Annotated in this window: 17 protein-coding genes; 15 read left to right on the top strand and 2 right to left on the bottom strand. The window is 66.6% G+C overall.

Annotation, left to right across the window (positions count from 1 at the left end; all coding sequences use genetic code 11):
• The 6 genes from hrpA to AC3WQZ_RS15570 all read left to right on the top strand — a co-directional run.
• On the top strand, window positions 1-3925 hold a 3925-nt coding region (gene hrpA / locus AC3WQZ_RS15545; protein WP_492300845.1), incomplete at its 5' end, for an ATP-dependent RNA helicase HrpA.
• A 153-nt stretch (window positions 3926-4078) separates the two neighbouring features.
• On the top strand, window positions 4079-5077 hold the full coding sequence (locus tag AC3WQZ_RS15550; protein ID WP_058697181.1) for a YVTN family beta-propeller repeat protein: 999 nt from the start codon (window positions 4079-4081) through the stop codon (window positions 5075-5077).
• Window positions 5078-5095: 18 nt separating this feature from the next.
• On the top strand, window positions 5096-5956 hold the full coding sequence (locus AC3WQZ_RS15555; protein ID WP_011615616.1) for a polysaccharide deacetylase family protein: 861 nt from the start codon (window positions 5096-5098) through the stop codon (window positions 5954-5956).
• Window positions 5956-6930: a sterol desaturase family protein gene (locus AC3WQZ_RS15560; RefSeq protein WP_058697180.1), complete on the top strand. Its 975-nt coding sequence runs from the start codon at window positions 5956-5958 to the stop codon at window positions 6928-6930. Before AC3WQZ_RS15555 ends, AC3WQZ_RS15560 begins: the two co-directional genes overlap by 1 nt.
• A 153-nt stretch (window positions 6931-7083) precedes the next feature.
• On the top strand, window positions 7084-7983 hold the full coding sequence (locus AC3WQZ_RS15565; RefSeq protein ID WP_010809451.1) for an EI24 domain-containing protein: 900 nt from the start codon (window positions 7084-7086) through the stop codon (window positions 7981-7983).
• A 12-nt stretch (window positions 7984-7995) separates the two neighbouring features.
• On the top strand, window positions 7996-8820 hold the full coding sequence (locus AC3WQZ_RS15570) for a competence/damage-inducible protein A (protein ID WP_011615614.1): 825 nt from the start codon (window positions 7996-7998) through the stop codon (window positions 8818-8820).
• A gap of 68 nt (window positions 8821-8888) precedes the next feature.
• Here the strand turns inward: AC3WQZ_RS15570 and AC3WQZ_RS15575 are convergent, their stop codons facing one another.
• Window positions 8889-9353, bottom strand: coding sequence for a rhodanese-like domain-containing protein (locus AC3WQZ_RS15575; protein WP_010809453.1), 465 nt, complete (start codon window positions 9351-9353; stop codon window positions 8889-8891).
• Window positions 9354-9805: 452 nt separating this feature from the next.
• On the opposite strand from AC3WQZ_RS15575, the gene AC3WQZ_RS15580 reads away from it, so the two are divergent.
• From AC3WQZ_RS15580 to ntrC, 4 genes are all read left to right on the top strand, one after another.
• A complete protein-coding gene (locus AC3WQZ_RS15580) occupies window positions 9806-11221 on the top strand; it encodes a 3-hydroxylaminophenol mutase (protein ID WP_010809454.1) in 1416 nt (471 codons plus the stop codon).
• A 140-nt stretch (window positions 11222-11361) separates the two neighbouring features.
• Window positions 11362-11937, top strand: a complete 576-nt coding sequence (locus AC3WQZ_RS15585) for a hypothetical protein (RefSeq protein WP_037024141.1) — start codon at window positions 11362-11364, stop codon at window positions 11935-11937.
• 4 nt (window positions 11938-11941) lie between these two features.
• Complete coding sequence (glnL, locus tag AC3WQZ_RS15590) at window positions 11942-13120, top strand: nitrogen regulation protein NR(II) (protein WP_010809456.1); 1179 nt, start codon at window positions 11942-11944, stop codon at window positions 13118-13120.
• Between the two features lie 87 nt (window positions 13121-13207).
• Window positions 13208-14755 carry a nitrogen regulation protein NR(I) gene (gene ntrC, locus AC3WQZ_RS15595; RefSeq protein ID WP_011615612.1) on the top strand — a complete coding sequence of 516 codons (1548 nt, stop codon included), beginning with the start codon at window positions 13208-13210 and terminating at the stop codon, window positions 14753-14755.
• 74 nt (window positions 14756-14829) lie between these two features.
• Here ntrC and AC3WQZ_RS15600 read toward each other — a convergent pair whose 3' ends face one another.
• Window positions 14830-15621 (bottom strand): HAD-IIB family hydrolase, encoded by a 792-nt coding sequence (locus AC3WQZ_RS15600; RefSeq protein ID WP_011615611.1) that lies wholly within the window; start codon window positions 15619-15621, stop codon window positions 14830-14832.
• A gap of 195 nt (window positions 15622-15816) precedes the next feature.
• Here AC3WQZ_RS15600 and ugpB point away from each other — a divergent pair, with 195 nt between their 5' ends.
• The 5 genes from ugpB (at window position 15817) to ugpQ (ending at window position 20915) form a co-directional block, all read left to right on the top strand.
• Window positions 15817-17133: a sn-glycerol-3-phosphate ABC transporter substrate-binding protein UgpB gene (gene ugpB / locus AC3WQZ_RS15605; protein ID WP_010809459.1), complete on the top strand. Its 1317-nt coding sequence runs from the start codon at window positions 15817-15819 to the stop codon at window positions 17131-17133.
• A 153-nt stretch (window positions 17134-17286) separates the two neighbouring features.
• On the top strand, window positions 17287-18168 hold the full coding sequence (ugpA, locus tag AC3WQZ_RS15610) for a sn-glycerol-3-phosphate ABC transporter permease UgpA (RefSeq protein WP_010809460.1): 882 nt from the start codon (window positions 17287-17289) through the stop codon (window positions 18166-18168).
• Window positions 18169-18180: 12 nt separating this feature from the next.
• A complete protein-coding gene (gene ugpE, locus AC3WQZ_RS15615; protein WP_010809461.1) occupies window positions 18181-19029 on the top strand; it encodes a sn-glycerol-3-phosphate ABC transporter permease UgpE in 849 nt (282 codons plus the stop codon).
• A gap of 37 nt (window positions 19030-19066) precedes the next feature.
• Complete coding sequence (locus AC3WQZ_RS15620) at window positions 19067-20167, top strand: sn-glycerol-3-phosphate import ATP-binding protein UgpC (protein ID WP_010809462.1); 1101 nt, start codon at window positions 19067-19069, stop codon at window positions 20165-20167.
• A 1-nt stretch (window position 20168) separates the two neighbouring features.
• Window positions 20169-20915 (top strand): glycerophosphodiester phosphodiesterase, encoded by a 747-nt coding sequence (ugpQ, locus tag AC3WQZ_RS15625; RefSeq protein ID WP_010809463.1) that lies wholly within the window; start codon window positions 20169-20171, stop codon window positions 20913-20915.
• Window positions 20916-20926 lie beyond the last annotated feature (11 nt).

The following is a 20926-nucleotide window of genomic DNA, read 5'->3' on the forward strand; positions in this document are numbered from 1 at the left end:
GAAGCCGGACGTCCGTGCGCAGCCAGCCGCTGCCCGGCCGGCCGGTGAAGCCGGGCAGCGCCCGCCACGCGGTCCCCGCGAGGCGCGTGCGCCGCGTGCGCCAAGGCCGGTCAACCCGCTGCCGCCCATCACCTTCCCGGAGGCCCTGCCGGTCTCCGGCCGCCGCGACGAGATCGCCGCGGCGCTGCTGGCCAACCAGGTGGTGATCGTCTCGGGCGAGACCGGCTCGGGCAAGACCACCCAGCTGCCCAAGATCTGCCTGTCGATCGGGCGCGGCCCGGGGCGCGAGGGTGGGGGGCTGATCGGCCACACCCAGCCGCGGCGCATCGCCGCCACCTCGACCGCCAAACGCATTGCGCAGGAGATCGGCACGCCGCTGGGCGAGCACGTGGGCTACCAGGTGCGTTTCAACGACACCATGTCGTCGGGGGCGTCGGTCAAGCTGATGACCGACGGCATCCTGCTGGCCGAGACTCAGAACGATCCGCTGCTGCGCGCCTACGACACGCTGATCATCGATGAGGCGCACGAGCGCAGCCTGAACATCGACTTCCTGATCGGCTACCTGCGCCAGATCCTGCCGAAGCGCCCGGACCTGAAGGTGATCATCACCTCGGCCACCATCGATGCCCAGCGCTTTGCCCAGCATTTCGCCTCGGGCGACAAGCCGGCGCCGGTGATCGAGGTCAGCGGCCGCCTGTACCCGGTGGAAGTGCGCTACCGTCCGATCACCGAGGACGTGCCCGCGGGCGCGCCGCGCAGCCCGCAGGCGCGCGAGCGCGACCTGTACGACGGCATTGTCGAGGCGGTCGACGAGGTGTGCCGCGTCGGCCCGGGCGATGTGCTGGTGTTCCTGCCCGGCGAGCGCGAGATCCGCGAAGCCGCCGAGGCGCTGCGCAAGCACCACCCGCCGCATACCGAGATCCTGCCGCTGTTTGCGCGGCTGTCGGTGCAGGAGCAGGAGCGGGTGTTCAAGCCGTCCAACGCGCGGCGCATCGTGCTGGCGACCAACGTCGCCGAAACCTCGCTGACGGTGCCGGGCATCCGCTACGTGGTCGATACCGGGCTGGCGCGGGTCAAGCGCTACTCGTACCGCAACAAGGTCGAGCAACTGCAGGTCGAGTCGATCTCGCAGGCCGCTGCCAACCAGCGCGCCGGCCGTTGCGGCCGGGTTGCCAACGGCGTGTGCATCCGGCTGTATGAGGAGTCCGATTTCGCCGGCCGGCCGCGCTTTACCGACCCCGAGATCCTGCGCTCGTCGCTGGCCGCGGTGATCCTGCGCATGAAGGCGCTGCGGCTGACCGAGATCGAGTCGTTCCCGTTTATCGAGCCGCCGCTGGGCCGCGCCGTTGCCGACGGCTACCAGCTGCTGCAGGAACTGGGCGCGGTCGACGACGCCAACCAGCTTACCGGCACCGGGCGCCAGCTGGCCAAGTTGCCGCTGGACCCGCGCGTGGCGCGCATGATCCTGGCCGCGCGCGAGCATCACTGCCTGCGCGAGGTGCTGGTCATCGCCAGCGCGCTGTCGGTGCAGGACCCGCGCGACCGCCCGCAGGAGGCGCAGGAAGCCGCCGACCAGGCGCACCGCAAGTTCATGGACGAGAAGTCCGAGTTCCTGGGCTGGGTCAAGCTGTGGAAGTGGTTCGAGGACGCGGTCGCGCACAAGAAGTCCAACCGCCAGCTGCAGGACCAGTGCCGCGCCCACTTCCTGTCGCACCTGCGGCTGCGCGAGTGGCGCGACGTGCATTCGCAACTGCTGACCACGGTGACCGAGCAGGGCTGGCGCCTGAACGACAGCGAGCCCACCTATGAGCAGGTGCACAAGGCGCTGCTGACCGGCCTGCTGGGCAATGTCGGCTGCCGCATCGAGAATGGCGACGGCAAGGGCCGCGAATACCTGGGCGCGCGCGGCATCAAGTTCCACCTGTGGCCGGGCTCGCTGATCGCGCGCAAGGTCGGGCGCTGGATCGTCGCGGCCGAGCTGGTCGAGACCAGCCGGCTGTTCGCGCGCACGCTGGCGCGCATCGAGCCGGAGTGGCTGGAACAGGTGGGCCGTCACCTGCTCAAGGTCAGCTGGAGCGATCCGCACTGGGAAAAGAAGGCGGGCCAGGTGCTGGCGCTGGAGCGCGCCACGCTGTACGGGCTGGTGGTCTACCAGCACCGGCGCGTGCACTACGGCCCGATGAACCCGCAGGAAGCGCGCGAGATCTTTATCCGCCGTGCGCTGGTCGAGGGCGAGTTCGACACGCGCCTGCCGTTCTACGCGCACAACCAGCGCCTGGTGCGCGAGATCGAGAACCTGGAGCACAAGTCGCGCCGCCAGGACGTGCTGGTCGACGACGAACTGATCTACGCCTTCTACGATCGCGCGATTCCCGCCGACATCTGCCAGCAGGCCAGCTTCGAGCAGTGGTACCAGGCAGAGAGCGGCAAGGACCGCAAGCTGCTGTACCTGAACCGCGACGAGCTGATGCGGCACGAGGCGGCCGGCATCACCACCGACCTGTTCCCCAAGGCCATGAACGTGGCCGGGGTGGACATGGGGCTGACCTACCACTTCGAGCCAGGCAGCCACCGCGACGGCGTGACCCTGACCGTGCCGCTGTACGCACTCAACCAGGTGCGCCAGGAGCGCGCCGACTGGCTGGTGCCGGGCATGATCAAGGAGAAGGTGCACCTGCTGCTCAAGTCGCTGCCGCAGAAGCTGCGCCGCCACTGCGTGCCGCTGCCGGAATATGCCGCGGCCTTTGTCGCGCGCCAGCCGCTTGGCGAGGGCGAGCTGCTGGACGTGCTGATTGCCGATATCCGCGAGCAGACCGGCACCATGGTCAAGCGCGCCGACTTCAAGCTGGAAACGCTGCCCGCGCACCATATGATGAACTTCAAGGTGGTCGACGAGCACGGCCGCCAGCTTGAGATGGGCCGCAACCTGGCCCAGCTGCGCGCCGAGCTGGGCGGGCAGGCGCAGCAGTCGTTCCAGCGGGTGGCCGCGCAAGCCGCGGCACAGGCGGCAACCCAGGCCCCGGAGCAGGCGGCGCCGCTGGCCGCGGCCGAGCCCGGCAAGTACGAGGGACTGACCGGCTGGACCTTCGGTGAGCTGCCCGAGCTGCTGGAGATCCGCAAGGGCAGCCAGACCCTGTTCGGCTACCCCGCGCTGGTCGATCGCGGCACGCACTGCGACGTGGAAGTCTTCGACGACCCGCAGGAAGCCGCCCGCGTCCACCACCTGGGGCTGCGCCGGCTGTTTGCGCTGCAGCTGCGCGAGCAGGTCAAGTTCATCGAGAAGAACATCCCGGGCCTGCAGCAGATGGCGATGCAGTACATGACGCTGGGCACGCAGGAGATGCTGCGCGAACAGGTCGTGATGCTGGCGCTGGAGCGTGCCTGCATGCAGGCGCCGCTGCCGCGCAACGAGGCCGAGTTCAATGCACGCAAGGATGAGGGCCGCACCCGGCTGTCGCTGCTGGCGCAGGAGATCGCGCGGCTGGTGGGGACCATCCTGGCCGAGTACGCCGGACTGCCGCGCAAGCTGCTGCAGGCCAAGCCGTTCGCCGGGCCCCATGCGGACATGGAAGCGCAGCTCGGGCGGCTGATGGGCAAGCGCTTTGTCGACGAGACCCCATACACGCAACTGGTCCATTTCCCGCGCTACCTGAAGGGCATCGCCATGCGGGTGGACAAGCTCAAGGGCGACCCGGCGCGCGACACCCAGCGCACGCAGGAGATGGCGCCGCTGGTGCAGCAGTGGCAGCGGGCCGAAAAGCAGCTGCGCACTCAGGGCCGCGGCGGCGAGGACGCGCGGCTGGAGGAATTCCGCTGGATGCTGGAGGAGCTGCGCATCGCGCTGTTCGCCCAGGAGCTGCGCACACCGGTGCCGATGTCGGTCAAGCGGCTGCAGAAAGTGTGGGAATCGATGCAGCGCTGAGCGCCGGCGCGGGGCGCAATGCCGGGGCGAACCGCAAATGGTCGCTCCGGCGCAACAATCTGCCAAAATCTTGATCGAGTTCGGCCGCGGCGTCAGCGGATTTTCGTGCTCAACCGTTAGAATCGCCGGTTCAGTCTTCTTCTGGCGGGTCTTATGTTTGCGCTGCGGTTCGCATTGCGTCGTGTTGTAGCTGGTGGTTTCACGGTGGGCGCCCTGGCGCTGGGCCTGCTGGCCGCACCGGCATCGGCGGAAGTGGTGGTGATCCTGAATTCAGGTGATGCAACCGTCACGCTGATCGACAAAGATACGCAGAAGGTGCTGGAGACCTTCCCGATCGGCAAGGAACCGCACCACCTGATCGCAACGCCGGACGACAAGTCGCTGATCGTTGCCAACGCGGTCGGCAACGACCTGGTGTTCCTGGACCCGGTCTCGGGCAAGGTCCAGCAGCGCGTGCCCAATGTCGACGACCCGTACCAGATCGGCTTCTCGCCGGACCAGAAGTGGTTTGTCGCCACCGGCAACCGGCTCGACCGTGTCGACCTCTACCGCTGGGACGGCAAGGCGCTGAAGCTGGCCAAACAGTTCCCGCTGGCCAAGACCCCCAGCCATATCGCCTTTACCGCCGACAGCCGCATCGCCTTCATCACGCTGCAGGACTCCAATGAGGTGGCAGCCATCGACCTGGTCACGCAGAACGTGATGTGGCGCATGGAAACCGGCTCGGCGCCGGCGGGCATCTGGGTCACGCCGGACCAGAAATACCTGCTGGTCGGCATGACCGGGGCTGATTACGTGGCCGTGATCGACTGGCGCACGCGCACGGTGGTCAAGCAGATCCAGACCGGCAAGGGCGCGCACAACTTCCGCGCGGTCGGCGACAAGCGCCACCTGTTCCTCAGCAACCGGGTCACGAGCAGCATCAGCATTATCGACCAGCAGACGCTGGCCAAGGTCGGCGACATCACCGGCCTGCCGCCGGGCCCGGACGACATGGAGCTGACCGCCGACGGCAAGACGCTGTGGGTCACCTTCCGCTGGGCGCGCTCGGTCGGCCTGGTCGACGTGGCCAGCCGCAAGCTGGTCAGGACCGTGCGCGTCGGGCGCTCGCCGCACGGCATCTATTTCCGCACTCGCGCGCCGCTGTATTGACCGGGCAGGGCAGGGACCATGGACGATACCAGGGCATCGCGATCCGGACGGCTGGGCAGGCTGCTGGCTGCGCTGGCGCTTGCCTGCGTCCTGCCGTCCGCGCTGCAGGCGGCTGACGTGCCCAAGCCTGGCGCCAAGGCGTGCCCGGCCGGCACGCTTTACCTGACCTTCGACACCGGCAGCATGAGCCAGGCGCAGTTGATCGCCGATACGCTGCGCCGCCACCATATCCGCGCCACCTTCTTCCTGGCCAATGAGCCGACCGTGCGCCAGGACAGTTCGCTGGACCCATCCTGGGCGCCGTACTGGAAGTCACTGGTGGCCGACGGCCACGCCTTTGGCACGCATACCTTCGACCATGTCTACCTGCGCAGCGTGCACGCCGGGCATGTGACCATGCGGCCGCAGTTCGGCACGCAGGCGGGCAAGGACATGGTCATGGACGCGGCCGGATTCTGCCAGGAGCTGCGGCGCAGCGCCGACGCCTTCCACGGCATGACCGGCGCCGCCATGGTGCCGCTGTGGCGCGCCCCGGGCGGGCGCACCGCCCCGCAGACGGTGCAATGGGCCGAGCAGTGCGGCTTCCGCCACGTCGGCTGGGCGCCGGCCGGGTTCCTGGGCGACGAGCTGTCGTCCGACCGCTATCCCAACGCGGCGCTGCTGGAACGCGCGCTGGCCAACCTGCGCGACGGCGATATCACCATGGCGCACCTGGGCATCTGGTCGCGCAAGGATCCGTGGGCGCCCGGCGTGCTGGAGCCGCTGCTCGCCGGCCTTGAGCGCAAGGGATTCTGTTTCGCGACGCTGCGCGAGCACCCGGCCTACCGCGACTGGATCGCCAGGCCGCAGCCAGTCGGGCAAAAGGAGGGCAGGCGCTGATGTGGGAGACGCTGAACGGCTGGATCGGCCAGGTCGAGGGCACGCTGTTCCAGGACGTGGTGCTGCCCGTGGTCTACGACCTCGGGTTTGGCCGCTATGCCGAGGAAGCCTTCACCGGCACCGAGTGGCTGCTGGTGGGCCTGGTGCAGATCGTGGTGATGGCATTGATCCTGGGGCCGCTGGAGAAATGGCGCCCGGTCGAGCCGGTATCCGACCGCGCCGGCATCCGCACCGATATCTTCTACACGGTGATCCACCGGCTCGGGCTGTTCCGGCTGGCCATGTTCTTCCTGCTCGCGCCGCTGACCGACGCCCTGGAAGGCGACCTGCGGCTGATGGGCTGGCACCGCATCAATGTGGAAGACTGGTGGCCGGGCGTGACCTCGGTGCCGCTGGTCAGCTTCTTTGTCTACCTGCTGCTGTTCGACTTCCTCGACTACTGGTACCACCGGCTGTCGCATTCGTTCCGCTGGTGGTGGCATCTGCATGCGGTGCACCACAGCCAGCGCCAGATGACGCTGTGGAGCGACAACCGCAACCACCTGCTGGACGACATGCTGCGCGATCTGGTGTTCGCGCTGGTGGCGCTGGGCGTGGGCGTGGAGCCGTCGCAGTACGTGCTGCTGGTGGCGTTGTCGCAGTTGCTGCAGAGCCTGCAGCATGCCAACGTGCGACTGCACTTCGGCGCCATCGGCGAGCGGCTGCTGATCTCGCCGCGCTTTCACCGCACCCACCACGCCGTGGGCATCGGCCATGAGGCCGACGGCGCACCGGCCAAGCTGGGCGGCTGCAACTACGGCGTGATCTTCCCGTGGTGGGACATGGTGCTCGGCACCGCGGTCTTCACCGAGACCTACCACCCGACCGGCATCCGCGACCAGCTGCCGCCGCCGCTGGGCAAGGGCCACGACTACGGCGTGGGCTTCCTGGCGCACCAGTGGTACGGCATCAAGCGGCTGCTGCGGCTGCGCTGAAACGGCGGGTCTGGAGGTAGTCCTCCACCCGCGGCGCAACACGGCGCGCCGCGGCGGCAAGCGGCGTATGCTAGTGTTCCGGGTTGCCGCCGGTCCGGCCCAGTCGGACTTCTGCCGCGCCCGGCGCCTTTCCTCCTGTCTGCCTTCGACTGCATGAACGATATCTTCCGCTCGTTTGGCCGCGCGCTGGTCAGCCAGCTGCATCCCCGCATGCTGATGCTGACCGTGCTGCCTTTCGTCCTGGCCACGCTGCTGTGGGGCGGTCTGCTCTGGTGGGGCTGGGACCCCATCATGGGCGCCACGCGCAGCTTCCTGGAAACCTCCATCCTGACCAGCTGGATCTACAGCGCGCTCGACTGGTTCGGCCTGCAATCGATGCGCACCATCGTGGCGCCGCTGTTCGTGGCGGCGCTGGCAATCCCGCTGGTGATTGCCTCGATGCTGATGTTTATCGGCGTGTTCTCGGTGCCGGCGGTGGTGCGCCACCTGGAGCGCAGCTACCCGGACCTGGCCAAGGCCCATGGCGGCAGCATCCTGGGCAGCGTGTTCCAGTCGCTGGGCAGCACGCTGGTGTTCCTGGTGCTGGTGCTGGTGACGCTGCCGCTGTGGCTGATCCCGCCGTTCTTTGCGCTGATCCCGCCGGTGCTGTGGGGCTGGCTGACCTACCGCGTGATGACATATGACGCGCTCGCCGACCACGCCAGCGCCGAAGAGCGCAAGACGCTGGTGCGCCGCCACCGCACGCCGCTGCTGGTGATCGGGGTGGCGGTGGGGCTGCTGGGCTCGGCGCCGACGCTGCTGTGGGTGTCGTCGGCGGCGGTGATCTTCCTGTTTCCGTTCGTGCTGGCCGGCACGCTGTGGCTGTATGTGCTGATCTTTATCTTCTCGGCGCTGTGGTTCGGCCACTTCTGCCTGCGCGCGCTGGCGCAGCTGCGGGCCGAGCGCGCGGCGGTGCCGGCCCAGCCGCCGGCGCATCAGCCGGACCAGCCGGCGCTTGACGGCGACGTCATCGACCTGGCGCCGAGCGACGTGCGCCGCATCGAAAATTCCTGAAGCGAGGGCAATATGGGTTTTGGCCTGATCGTCATTGGCGACGAGATCCTGTCGGGGCGGCGTGAAGACAAGCATCTGCGCCGCACCATCGAACTGCTGGGCGCGCGCGGGCTGGCGCTGGACTGGGCCGAATACGTCGGCGATGACCGAGCCCGCATCACCGCCACGCTGCGGCGCACGCTGGCCGGCCCGGACGTGGTGTTCTGCACCGGCGGCATCGGCGCCACGCCGGACGATCACACCCGCCAGTGCGTGGCCGCCGCGCTGGGCGTGCCGCTGGTGCTGCATCCCGAGGCGCGCGAACTGATTGCGCTGCGCATTGCCGAGACCGCCGGCGGCGACCCGGTCAAGGCCGACCTGAATCAGCCGGAAAACCAGCACCGCTTCAAAATGGGCGAGTTCCCCAAGGGCGCGCGCATCATTCCCAACAGCTACAACCGCATCCCGGGCTTTTCGGTCGGTCACCACCACTTCATGCCGGGATTCCCGGTGATGGCATGGCCGATGATGGAATGGGTGCTGGACCACGACTATGCGCACCTGTTCCACCAGGTGCAGCAGCAGGAGCGGGCCTTCTACGTGTTCGAGGCGCCGGAGTCCACGCTGACGCCGCTGATGGAGAAGGTCGAAGCGGCGCATCCGGGCATCCGCGTGTTCAGCCTGCCCTCGGTCGGCGACGTGCAGCGCGGCGACCGCTTCGCGCGCCGCCATATCGACCTGGGGGTCAAGGGCCCGGCCGATCTGCTGGCACCGGCCTATGCGATGCTGCTCGCAGGCGTGCAGGCGATGGGGTTCGAGATCGTGGAGCAGCCGCCGCGCGAAGCGGCGCAGGCTTAAGGCGGCACGGGTCGCAAGAAGAAGGGGCAGCCTTGGCTGCCCCTTCTCTCATTCTGGCCCGACCGCGATCAGGCGCCGTGCCACGGCAGTCCGCGCACGCACCAGCCTTCAACAGTCTTGCGGTGGTGGTGGTCGTCGCGGTTGCCCTCGAAGCCTTCCAGCACGTCCATGGCGAAGTGGTAGCCGGCTTCGGTGGCCACGCGCGCGGCGTGCTTGGAGCGCGCCGCGCTGCGGCACAGGAACAGCACCGGCACGTCGGCCGGCACGCGTGCCCTCAGCTCTTCGACAAAGCGGGCATTCTGCGCACCGCCCGGATAGGACATCCATTCGACATGGGCGAACTGCGCGTCCGGCACGTCAACGCCGCCGACCCAGTCCAGTTCGGCCTGGGTGCGCACGTCGACCAGCACGGCGGAAGGATCGTTCTGCAGCAGCGCAAAGGCTTCCTGCGGCGACAGCGCGCCAAAATACGGGAGCTGGTTCTGTTGCTGGCGCTGGCGGGCGGCCTGGAGGAGATCGTCTCGGGTGGTCATCTGCGTGACAAATTTGAGGAATGGAATTGGAGGCGGCAAAGCCGCAACGCACTATTCTATAGCGCCGGGCCGATTCGAAGCCTCATTGACTGCTGTTGGGGCGTCGGGTGACTCCTTTTGGTGCATCCGCACTGTTCAAGTGCGACGCCTTGCTGAATGCACCATTGTGGTGTTTTATTAGGGGGCGCTACGCCGGAATGCGTGTAACCAGTGCGCCACTCGGCAGCCGAGCCGCTGCTTCTCTTACGCCGCCGCGGTGCGCGGTTCGCCGAGGTTGCACTTTTTTCGGGCTGCCGGTGGCGGTGGGGCGTTCGCATGGCACGCTTTCTGCTAACATTCTTCGTCCTTTCGTGGCTGGTCGGGACGGCGCGGCAGAGCATGCATCGGCGCCGGTGACGACAGGCCCAAGAATTGGCTTTCTCAGACTTCCGCCGAATATCCAGGAGATTGGCATGGCCCACAGCGTTGCAGACGTGATGAAGCTGGTGAAGGAAAACGACGTCAAGTTCGTCGATTTCCGTTTCACCGATACCAAAGGCAAGGAGCAACACGTGTCCGTGCCCGTGTCGCACTTCGATGAAGACAAGTTCGAAAGCGGCCACGCCTTCGACGGTTCGTCGATCGCCGGCTGGAAGGGTATCGAAGCTTCGGACATGCTGCTGATGCCGGATTCGAACACCGCCCACATCGACCCGTTCTACGAAGAGCCGACGCTGGTGCTGTCCTGCGACGTGGTCGAGCCGTCGGACGGCAAGGGCTATGACCGCGACCCGCGTTCCATCGCCAAGCGCGCCGAAGCCTACCTGAAGAGCACCGGCCTGGGCGACACCGCTTTCTTTGGTCCGGAGCCCGAGTTCTTCATCTTCGACGGCGTGACCTGGAACGTCGACATGCAAGGCTGCTTCGTGAAGATCCATTCCGAAGAAGCCCCGTGGTCGTCGGCCAAGGAATTCGAGCACGGCAACAGCGGCCACCGTCCGGGCAAGAAGGGCGGCTACTTCCCGGTCGCCCCGATCGACACCTTCCAGGACATGCGTTCGGAAATGTGCCTGATCCTGGAATCGCTGGGCATCCCCGTTGAAGTCCACCACCACGAAGTGGCTGGCCAGGGCCAGAACGAAATCGGCACCCGCTTCAGCACGCTGGTGCAGCGCGCCGACTGGACCCAGATGCAGAAGTACGTGATCCAGAACGTCGCCCACACCTACGGCAAGACCGCCACCTTCATGCCGAAGCCGATCGTTGGCGACAACGGTTCGGGCATGCACGTGCACCAGTCCGTGTGGAAGGACGGCCAGAACCTGTTCGCGGGCAACGGCTACGCCGGCCTGTCGGAATTCGCGCTGTACTACATCGGCGGCATCATCAAGCACGCCCGTGCCCTGAATGCCATCACCAACCCGGGCACGAACTCGTACAAGCGCCTGGTGCCGGGCTTCGAAGCTCCGGTGAAGCTGGCCTACTCGGCCCGCAACCGCTCGGCTTCGATCCGCATCCCGTATGTGGCCAACCCGAAGGGCCGCCGCATCGAGACCCGCTTCCCGGATCCGCTGATGAACCCGTACCTGGGCTTCTCGGCGCTGCTGATGGCCGGCCTGGATGGCGTGATGAACAAGATCCACCCGGGCGAAGCTGCCGACAAGAACCTGTACGACCTGCCGCCGGAAGAGGATGCAAAGATCCCGACCGTGTGCTCGAGCCTGGACCAGGCGCTGGAGTACCTGGACAACGACCGCGAGTTCCTGACCCGCGGCGGCGTGTTCTCGAACTCGATGATCGATGCCTACATCGAACTGAAGATGGAAGAAGTCACGCGTTTCCGCATGACCACGCACCCGGTCGAGTTTGAAATGTACTACTCGCTGTAAGCGGCCTTTGCCCGGGAATGACGCAGGTTGTGGCCGGGCAACAGTTGCACCAGAAAGGGGCGGCTTCGGCTGTCCCTTTTTGCTTTGCTCGCTAGAATGGGGAATCGTGTTCCATCCCGTTCAAACCTAACGCCATGTTCATGGACGCCTCTTCACGCACGGCCCGCCGGACCCTGACCTTGCCCCGATCTCTGCACCAATTTCGTCTCGGATTCCCTGTTCTGGTGAGTGCTGTGGCGCTGACGCTGGGCGCGTGGGCCGGGCAGTCTTCCGCGCAGTCCTCGGACGTCTATGTCTGCACCGGGCCCAATGGCGTGCCCGAGTATCGCAATGGCAACGCGGGCAAGGGCTGCAAGAAGCTGAACCTGCCGGAGGTGGTGACGGTCCCGGGCGGGCGTATCGCTGCGCCGGCCAAGGGCGCTGGCAGCACCGCCGGCGCGGCGGCTGGCGGCACCAGCTTCCCGCGCGTGGACAGTGCCACGCAGAAGAGCCGCGACGGTGAGCGCCGCGCGGTGCTCTCGCAGGAGCTGCAGGCCGAAGAGGCCAAGCTGCAGGCGCTGCGTGCCGAGTACAACAACGGCCAGCCGGAGCGCCAGGGCAATGAGCGCAACTATCAGAAATACCTCGATCGCACGGCAGCGCTGCGCGACGACATCGCCCGCAGCGAGGCCAATGCGGCGTCGCTGCGGCGCGAGCTTGGCAATTTGAAGGACTAGTCTTATGCGTCGCCTGATTCGCGGAGTGTCGCGCAAGGCCAGCGGTGCCGACGGCGCCCGTGGCGAATCGCCGGCGGCTGATGCGGCGCCGGCCGAAGGCAGCGCCCAGGTGCTGACCATGGGCGCCGTGGCGTTCCATGCCGGCCTGGACGTAGTGGCCAACCCGGTGCTGCTGGTGCAGCAGCCGGGGCTGCGCGTCGTCTTTGCGAACCCGGCCGCTGAAGCCACCTTCGGCGTGTCGCGCAAGGGCATGGTGGAGCTGACGCTGCCTGACCTGTTCGGGCGTTCCGATGAGCTGCACAGCATGATCGACACCGTGGTCACGCGGCAGTTCGACGTGCGCCGGCAGGACCTGATCCTGCACCCGCCGCTGCAGGAGCCGGCCCATGTGCACGTGGTGATCTCCGCGCTGGAAGCGGTCGGCGACACCGTGGTGGTGGAAATCCTGCCCAATGAACAGAAGGTGCGCAGCGAACGCGAAGAACGCATCCTGGACCTGACCTCGGCCAACAAGGAACTGATCCGCAACCTGGCCCACGAAATCAAGAACCCGCTGGGCGGCATTCGCGGCGCGGCGCAGCTGCTGGAGTTCGAGCTGCCGGAGCGCTCGCTGCGCGAATACACGCAGGTCATCATCAAGGAATCGGACCGGCTGCAGACGCTGGTGGACCGGCTGCTGGAGCCGCACCGGCATCCGCATATCGTGTCCAGCCTGAATATCCACGAAGTGCTGGAGCGCGTGCGCTCGGTGGTGCTGGCGGAGTTCCCCAACGGGCTGGAGATCGTGCGCGACTACGACGCCAGCCTGCCCGAGCTGCAGGGCGACATGGAGCAACTGATCCAGGCCGTGCTCAACATCGTGCACAACGCCGCGCAGGCGCTGGCCGACCGCATGGCGCGCGGCGATGCACAGATCGTGCTGCGCACGCGCGTGGCGCGCCAGGTCACGATTGCCAAGCGCTTGTTCAAGCTGGCATTGGACTTGCATGTCATCGACAACGGCCCGGGAATTTCCGAAGACATCCGCGAACGCATCTTCTATCCGCTGGTATCGGGCAGGGATGGCGGCAGCGGACTCGGTCTCACACTCGCTCAAACCTTCGTGCAGCAGCACGAGGGCTTGATCGAATGCGAGAGCAGGCCGGGCTGTACCGACTTCCGCATCCTGCTGCCGCTGCACTAGCTTTTGCTGGCGTCCGCGAGCGATGGTGCATCCGCCGTGGCCGGGCATGCGGAAGACCAAATGACACCGAGCAGACAAGCGACGCACATGAAGCCGATCTGGATAGTCGACGACGATCAATCAATCCGCTGGGTCCTGGAAAAGGCCCTGGCCCGTGAAAGCCTGCTCTCGCGCAGCTTCACCAATGTGCGGGATGCGCTGGCCGCGCTGGAAGAAGACCAGCCCCAGGTGCTGATATCGGATATCCGCATGCCCGGCGGATCGGGCCTGGACCTGCTGCAGGCCATCAAGGCGCGGCATCCGGGCCTGCCGGTCATCGTGATGACGGCCTACTCTGACCTGGACAGCGCCGTGGCCGCGTTCCAGGGCGGTGCCTTCGAATACCTGGCCAAGCCCTTCGATGTCGACAAGGCGGTCGAGCTGATCCGCCGCGCGCTGGAAGAAAGCCTGCGCGAGGAAGAACTGGACGACCGCCTCGTCGATGCGCCCGAGATCCTCGGCCAGGCGCCGGCGATGCAGGACGTGTTCCGCGCCATCGGCCGGCTCTCGCAGTCCAACGTGACGGTGATGATCACCGGCGAGTCTGGCACCGGCAAGGAGCTGGTCGCACGCGCGCTGCACAAGCACAGCCCGCGTGCCAACGGGCCCTTTATCGCGCTCAATACCGCAGCCATCCCCAAGGACCTGCTCGAATCCGAACTGTTCGGCCATGAGCGCGGCGCCTTCACCGGTGCGCAGACCATGCGGCGCGGCCGCTTCGAGCAGGCCGAGGGCGGCACGCTGTTCCTCGACGAAATCGGCGACATGCCGTTCGACCTGCAGACGCGCCTGCTGCGCGTGCTGTCCGATGGCAACTTCTATCGTGTCGGCGGCCACAACCCCTTGCGCGCCAATGTGCGCGTGATTGCCGCCACCCACCAGAACCTGGAGCTGCGCGTCAAGGAAGGGCTGTTCCGCGAGGACTTGTTCCACCGCCTGAACGTGATCCGGCTGCGCCTGCCGCCGCTGCGCGAACGCCCGGAGGACATCACGCTGCTGGCGCGTCATTTCCTGCAGAAGAGCGCCAAGGAACTGGGCGTCGAGCCCAAGCGCATGTCCGACGAAGCGCTGGCCTATGTCAGCACGCTGCCATTCCCCGGCAACGTGCGCCAGCTGGAGAACCTGTGCAACTGGCTGACCGTGATGGCGCCGGCCCAGACCATCGAGGTCAAGGACCTGCCGCGCGAGATGCTGGAAGCCGGCACCAGCGAGCCGGTCAATGCGCCGCGGCCCGAGCGCGTTGCCGAAGCGCGCGCGCCCGAGTATGAAAGCGCGCCTGACCTGGCCGACTACGGCGGCTACGCGACGACGGTGGCAGAGGCCGACACGGCCACCGCAGTCCGGCCCGCGTCCGTGGCGACGGTGGTCCCGGCCCTGGCCTCGGCCGGCTGGGAAAGCCTGCTCGCCGGCGAAGCACGGGCAATGCTCGAAGCCGGCCAGCCGGAGGTCATGGATGTGCTGACGCGCCGCTTCGAGAAGGCCGTGCTGGAGGCCGCGCTGGGTGTCACGCGCGGGCGCCGCGTCGAGGCGGCGACCCGGCTCGGGATCGGGCGCAATACCATCACGCGCAAGCTGCAGGAGCTTGGGTTCGACTGAGCCAGGGCAGGGCGGGTGACAAGAAAAACCGGCCGGGACTTTCCCGGCCGGTTTTCTTGTTTTGCGTGAGGTATTCAGCCGCGCGCTTCGACCAGCCGCTGCGCCATCTCGGCAAAGCCCTCGCCACCGGCCGCTGCGGTGATGTAGGCCGGCGGCACCGGCAGCTGCGGCAGGATGTCGCGCACATTGGCCACGCCAACCGACAGCGGAAAGTGGGCGAACATGCTGGCATCGTTGGCCGAATCGCCGATAAACAGCCATTCGTCGCGGCGCGCGTCCACGTCTTCGCCCAGCAGTTCGGCCACGCACAGCCTGCTCATCGACAGCTTGTCGTGCAGGCCGAACCAGCCGTTAACATGGATCGAGCTGACCGTGGCGGTCATGCCGGCCTCGCGCATGATGGCGGCGATGCGGGCCACGGCGTCTGCAGGCAACGGCGCGACGTCCTCGGCATGGTCGATGGCCAGGTCGGCGGCATGCCAGGCCTGGTCCGAGGCCAGCGCGCAGCCCGGCACTTCGCGCACGATGCGCTGGCCCAGCGCTTCGATGCGCTCCAGGTTGCGCGCGCGCGTGGCGGCATCGTCCAGGAAGCGGGTCTGCAGGCGGCCGTTGTGCAAGTGCGAGTAGAACGCACCGTTCTCGCCGATGATGGCGTCGACCGGCCACAGCCGGGTCAGGATCTCGGCCCAGGCGATGCAGCGCCCGGTGACCGGGATCACGTGCAGGCCCGCGCGGCGCAGCCCGTCGAGCGCCAGGTAGGTCGAGGCCGGCAGCCGCCCGTCGGTGGTCAGGGTGCCGTCGATGTCGGTCAGCACGCCGCGCACGCGCTGCAGCACGGAATTAGAGAGCTTGTTCAGGGATTGCATGGCGGGCCATTGTAACCGCGGATCTGGCGGCAATTTCCCTTATTGCACTGCAAAAGGCATCGTACTGGCCATACTGGTGAATCTGCTGATTTGCTAGCTCAGGTGCGACAGGCGTAACATGCCGCTGTCACAAAAAAATCACATACTGTCGGATTTTCGACCGACCGGAACAGACAGACCAAAGGAGAGCCACCGATGTCCTTATCCCGTACCGTGCTCAAACTCGCAGCGCTGGCAGCCCTGACCGGGGCCGGCAGCGCCCACGCCGCCGTTGAAATCCAGTGGTGGCACGCCATGCAGGGCGCCCTGAACGACAAGGTGAACGAGATCGCCAACAAGTTCAACGCCAGCCAGTCCGAATACAAGGTGGTGCCGGTCAACAAGGGCAACTACGACGAAACCATGGCTGCGGGCATTGCGGCCTTCCGCGCCGGTGGCTCGCCCGCCATCCTGCAGGTGTTTGAAGTGGGCACCGCCACCATGATGAGCGCCAAGGGCGCGATCAAGCCGGTATCGGCGGTGATGAAGGACGCCGGCGAGAAGTTCGACCAGAAGGCCTATATCCCGGCGGTGGCGGGCTACTACACCTCGTCCAAGGGCGAGATGCTGTCGTTCCCGTTCAACAGCTCGACCACGGTGTTCTACTACAACAAGGACGCCTTCAAGAAGGCCGGCCTGGATCCGGAAAAGCCGCCCAAGACCTGGCCCGAGGTGATGCAGTACTCGGCCAAGCTCAAGGCCTCGGGCACCAACTGCGCCTACACCACCGACTGGCAGGGCTGGGTCCACCTGGAGAGCTTCTCGGCCTGGCACAACACGCTGTATGCGACCAAGAACAACGGCTTCGGCGGCACCGACACGCGCCTGCTCTTCAACAGCCCGCTGCACGTCAAGCACATCACCAACCTGCAGGACATGGTGAAGAAGGGCTATTTCAGCTACGGCGGGCGCAAGGCTGAGTCGCAGGCCAAGTTCTACAACGGCGAGTGCGCGATGTTCACCGGCTCGTCGGCATCGCTGGCCAATATCCGCAAGAATGCCAAGTTCGCGTTCGCGGTGGCACAGCTGCCGTATTACCCGGAGGTGCAGGGTGCCCCGCAGAACACCATCATCGGCGGCGCTTCGCTGTGGGTGATGGGCGGCAAGAAGCCCGACGAGTACAAGGGCGTGGCCAAGTTCTTCAATTTCCTGTCGCGCCCCGAGATCCAGTCTGACTGGCACCAGGCCACCGGCTACCTGCCGGTGACGATGGCCGCCTACGAGATGACGAAGAAATCGGGCTACTACGACAAGAACCCGGGTGCCGATGTGTCGGTGCAGCAGATGGTGGTCAAGACCACCGACAAGTCGCGCGGCGTGCGCCTGGGCAACATGGTGCAGATCCGCACCGTGGTGGACGAGGAACTGGAAGCCGTCTGGGCCGGCAAGAAGGAGCCCAAGGCGGCGCTGGACTCGGCCGTGGCCCGCGGCAATGATCTGCTGGAGCGCTTCCAGAAGACTGCCCGCGAGTAAGCCGGCATAGCCAGCAAGCTGATGTGACAATCGGGCGGTGGCGAAACCTCCGCCCGATTGCATTGTGGACGGCCCTGTCTCACCGATCGGGGCCCTCCGCAACTCCGTACCTAGTCCGATGCCGCGACCCGCAGCATTCGCCGGAATCCGTTCATGGAAAAACGCGTCGTTTTCCGTTCGCCGTGGCTGCCGTATCTGCTGGTGTTGCCGCAGATCGCGATCACGCTGATCTTCTTCTTCCTGCCCGCCGGGCAGGCGCTGTACCAGTCGATGCTGCAGCAGGATGCCTTCGGCATCAACCTTGAGTTCGTCGGCCTCGACAACTTCCGCATGCTGTGGAACGACCCGCTGTACGTGGAGTCGTTCCAGACCACCGCCATCTTTGCCGTGGGCGTGACCGTGGTGGGCCTGACTACCGCGCTGCTGCTGGCCTATTTTGCCGACCGCATCATCCGCGGCGCCGTCGGCTACAAGACGTTGCTGATCTGGCCGTATGCGGTGGCGCCGGCCGTGGCCGGCGTGCTGTGGATGTTCATGTTCAACCCGACGCTGGGCGTGGTGTCCTATGCGCTGCGCAAGCTCGGCGTGGAATGGAACTTCCTGCTCAATGGCGACCAGGCATTGCTGCTGGTGGTGCTGGCCGCCGCCTGGAAGCAGATCAGCTACAACTTCCTGTTCTTCCTGGCGGGTCTGCAGAGCATCCCGCGCTCGCTGATCGAGGCCGCCGCCATCGACGGCGCCGGCCCATGGCGCCGCTTCTGGTCGATCATGTTCCCGCTGCTGTCGCCGACCACCTTCTTCCTGATGGTGATCAACGTGGTCTACGCGTTCTTCGATACCTTCGCGATCATCGACGCGGTCACCCACGGCGGCCCGTTCAATTCGACCAACACGCTGGTCTACAAGGTCTTCCATGACGGCTTCCGCGGCATGGACATCGGGGGCTCGGCCGCGCAGTCGGTGGTGCTGATGGTGATCGTGATCGCGCTGACCGTGGTGCAGTTCCGCTATGTTGAACGCAAGGTCCAGTACTGACGGAGACAGCACATGGTAGAACGTCGCCCCTTCCTTGATTTCCTGAGCCATGCGGTGCTGATCCTGGGCATCGTGATCGTGGTGTTCCCGGTGTACCTGACCTTCGTTGCGTCCACGCTGACCGCCGAAGAGGTGCTGGACGCGCCGATGACGCTGATCCCAGGCAGCCACCTGATCGAGAACTATCGCACCGTGCTGTTCCAGGGCGTGGGCGAGGCCGCATCGCCTGTCTCGACCATGATGAAGAACAGCCTGATCATGGCGCTGGGCATTGCGCTGGGCAAGATCGCGATCTCGATCATCTCGGCCTTTGCCATCGTCTATTTCAAGTTCCCGCTGCGCAAGACCTTCTTCTGGCTGATCTTCATCACGCTGATGCTGCCGGTGGAGGTGCGCATCCTGCCGACCTACAAGGTGGTGTCGGACCTCGGCATGCTGGACAGTTACTTTGGCCTGACCGTCCCGATCATCGCGTCGGCCACCGCCACCTTCCTGTTCCGCCAGTTCTTCCTGACCATTCCGGACGAGCTGGCCGAGGCCGCGCGCATCGACGGCGCCGGGCCGCTGCGATTCTTCTGGGACGTGGTGCTGCCGCTGTCGCGCACCAGCATCGCCGCGCTCTTCGTGATCCAGTTTATCTACGGCTGGAACCAGTACCTGTGGCCGCTGCTGATCACCACGCAGAAGTCGATGACGCCGGTGGTGGTGGGCGTGACGCAGATGATCTCGCGCTCGGGTGACGCGGCCACCGACTGGAACCTGGTGATGGCCACCGTGATGCTGGCGATGATCCCGCCGGCGGTGGTGGTGGTGCTGATGCAGAAGTGGTTCGTCAAGGGCCTGGTCGAAACGGAAAAATAAGGCGCGGTGGCCACGAGCCACGCGCAGGACAACAGCAATGGCAAAACTGTCGCTACGCAACGTTCAGAAAACCTACGCCGGCAGCGTCCAGGTGGTGCACGGCATCGACATGGAGATCGCCGACGGCGAATTCATCGTCATCGTCGGCCCCTCGGGCTGCGGCAAGTCCACGCTGCTGCGCATGGTGGCGGGGCTGGAAACCATCACCGGCGGCGAAATCCATATCGGCGACAAGGTCGTGAATAACCTGGAGCCGGCCGAGCGGGACATCGCCATGGTGTTCCAGAACTACGCGCTCTATCCGCATATGAGCGTGTACGACAACATGGCCTACGGCCTGAAGATCCGCGGCATGGCCAAGGCCGAGATCGCGCAGCGGGTGAACCATGCCGCCGGCATCCTGGAGCTGGCGCCGCTGCTGGACCGCAAGCCGCGCCAGCTATCGGGCGGACAGCGCCAGCGCGTGGCCATGGGCCGCGCCATCGTGCGCGAGCCGGCGGTGTTCCTGTTCGACGAGCCGCTGTCCAACCTGGACGCCAAGCTGCGCGTGCAGATGCGGCTGGAACTGAAGGAGCTGCACCGGCGCCTGGGCACCACCAGCCTGTACGTCACGCACGACCAGGTCGAGGCGATGACGCTGGCCGACCGCATGATGGTGCTCAACGCCGGACGCGTCGAGCAGATCGGCACGCCGCTGGAAGTCTATTCGCGTCCGGCCAGCACCTTCGTGGCCGGCTTTATCGGCTCGCCGCCGATGAACCTGATCCCGGTGGCGCGCAACGCCGGCGGCGACACTGGCGCGCAGATGCGCGTGGTGGCGAAGGAAGGCGAGGCCGCCAACGCCACGCTGGGGCACCTGCCGATGGGGCTGCACCTGCCGGAGCAGGCACTGCTGGGGCTGCGCCCGGAGCATATCGAGCCGTGCGCCGCGCATGAGGCCATCGCCGAAGTCGATGTGCGCGTGGTCGAGGCCCTCGGCGCGGATTCCTTTGCCTATGGCTCGCTTGGCGGACAGGCGGTGGTGGTGCGCCTGGACAGCCATGCGCACGTGCGCGCCGGCGACCGCCTGCCGGTGACGTCGTCGGCGGAGCACCTGCATTTCTTTGCGCCCGATACGGGCAAGCGCATCGAGGCCTGACATGACCAGCGTAACCGACACTGCCTGGCGGTACCCGAGCCATATCGCGCACCGCGGCGCCGGCAAGCTGGCGCCGGAGAACACGCTGGCAGCGTTTCGCCACGGCGCCGGCTTTGGCTACCGGATGTTCGAGTTCGACGTGAAGCTGTCGGCCGACGGCAAGCCGGTGCTGATGCACGACGCCACGCTGGACCGCACCACCAGCGGCCAGGGCAGGGTGGATGCGCTGACACTGGGCGAACTCGCGCAGCTGGACGCCGGCACGTGGCACAGCCCCGCCTTCGCCGGCGAGCCCGTGCCGACGCTGGCGGCCATCGCACGCTATACCCAGGCCAACGGCTTGATGGTCAATATCGAGATCAAGCCAGTGCCCGGCACCGAGGCGCGCACCGGTGCGGCGGTGGCGCTGGACGCGCAGTCGCTGTGGGCGGCTGCCGCGGTGCCGCCGTTGCTGTCATCGTTTTCTGAAGAGGCGCTGGCCGCCGCGGCGCGCGTCGCGCCGGACCTGCCGCGCGCGCTGCTGCTCGACCAGCTGCCCGCGGACTGGCTGGAGCGGCTGCGCCGGCTGGGCTGCGTGGCGCTGGATGCCAACCACCGCGAACTGGATGCCGGCGTGATCGCCGCCGCGCACGCGGCCGGTTTCCGGGTCCTCTGCTATACCGTGAACGATCCGGCGCGGGCGGCGCAGTTGCTGGCCTGGGGCCTGGACGGGCTGATCACAGACGCCGTCGACCAGATCGCGCCTTGATTCAAATTGTT

Source organism: Cupriavidus sp. FW305-26 (genome assembly GCF_058787975.1).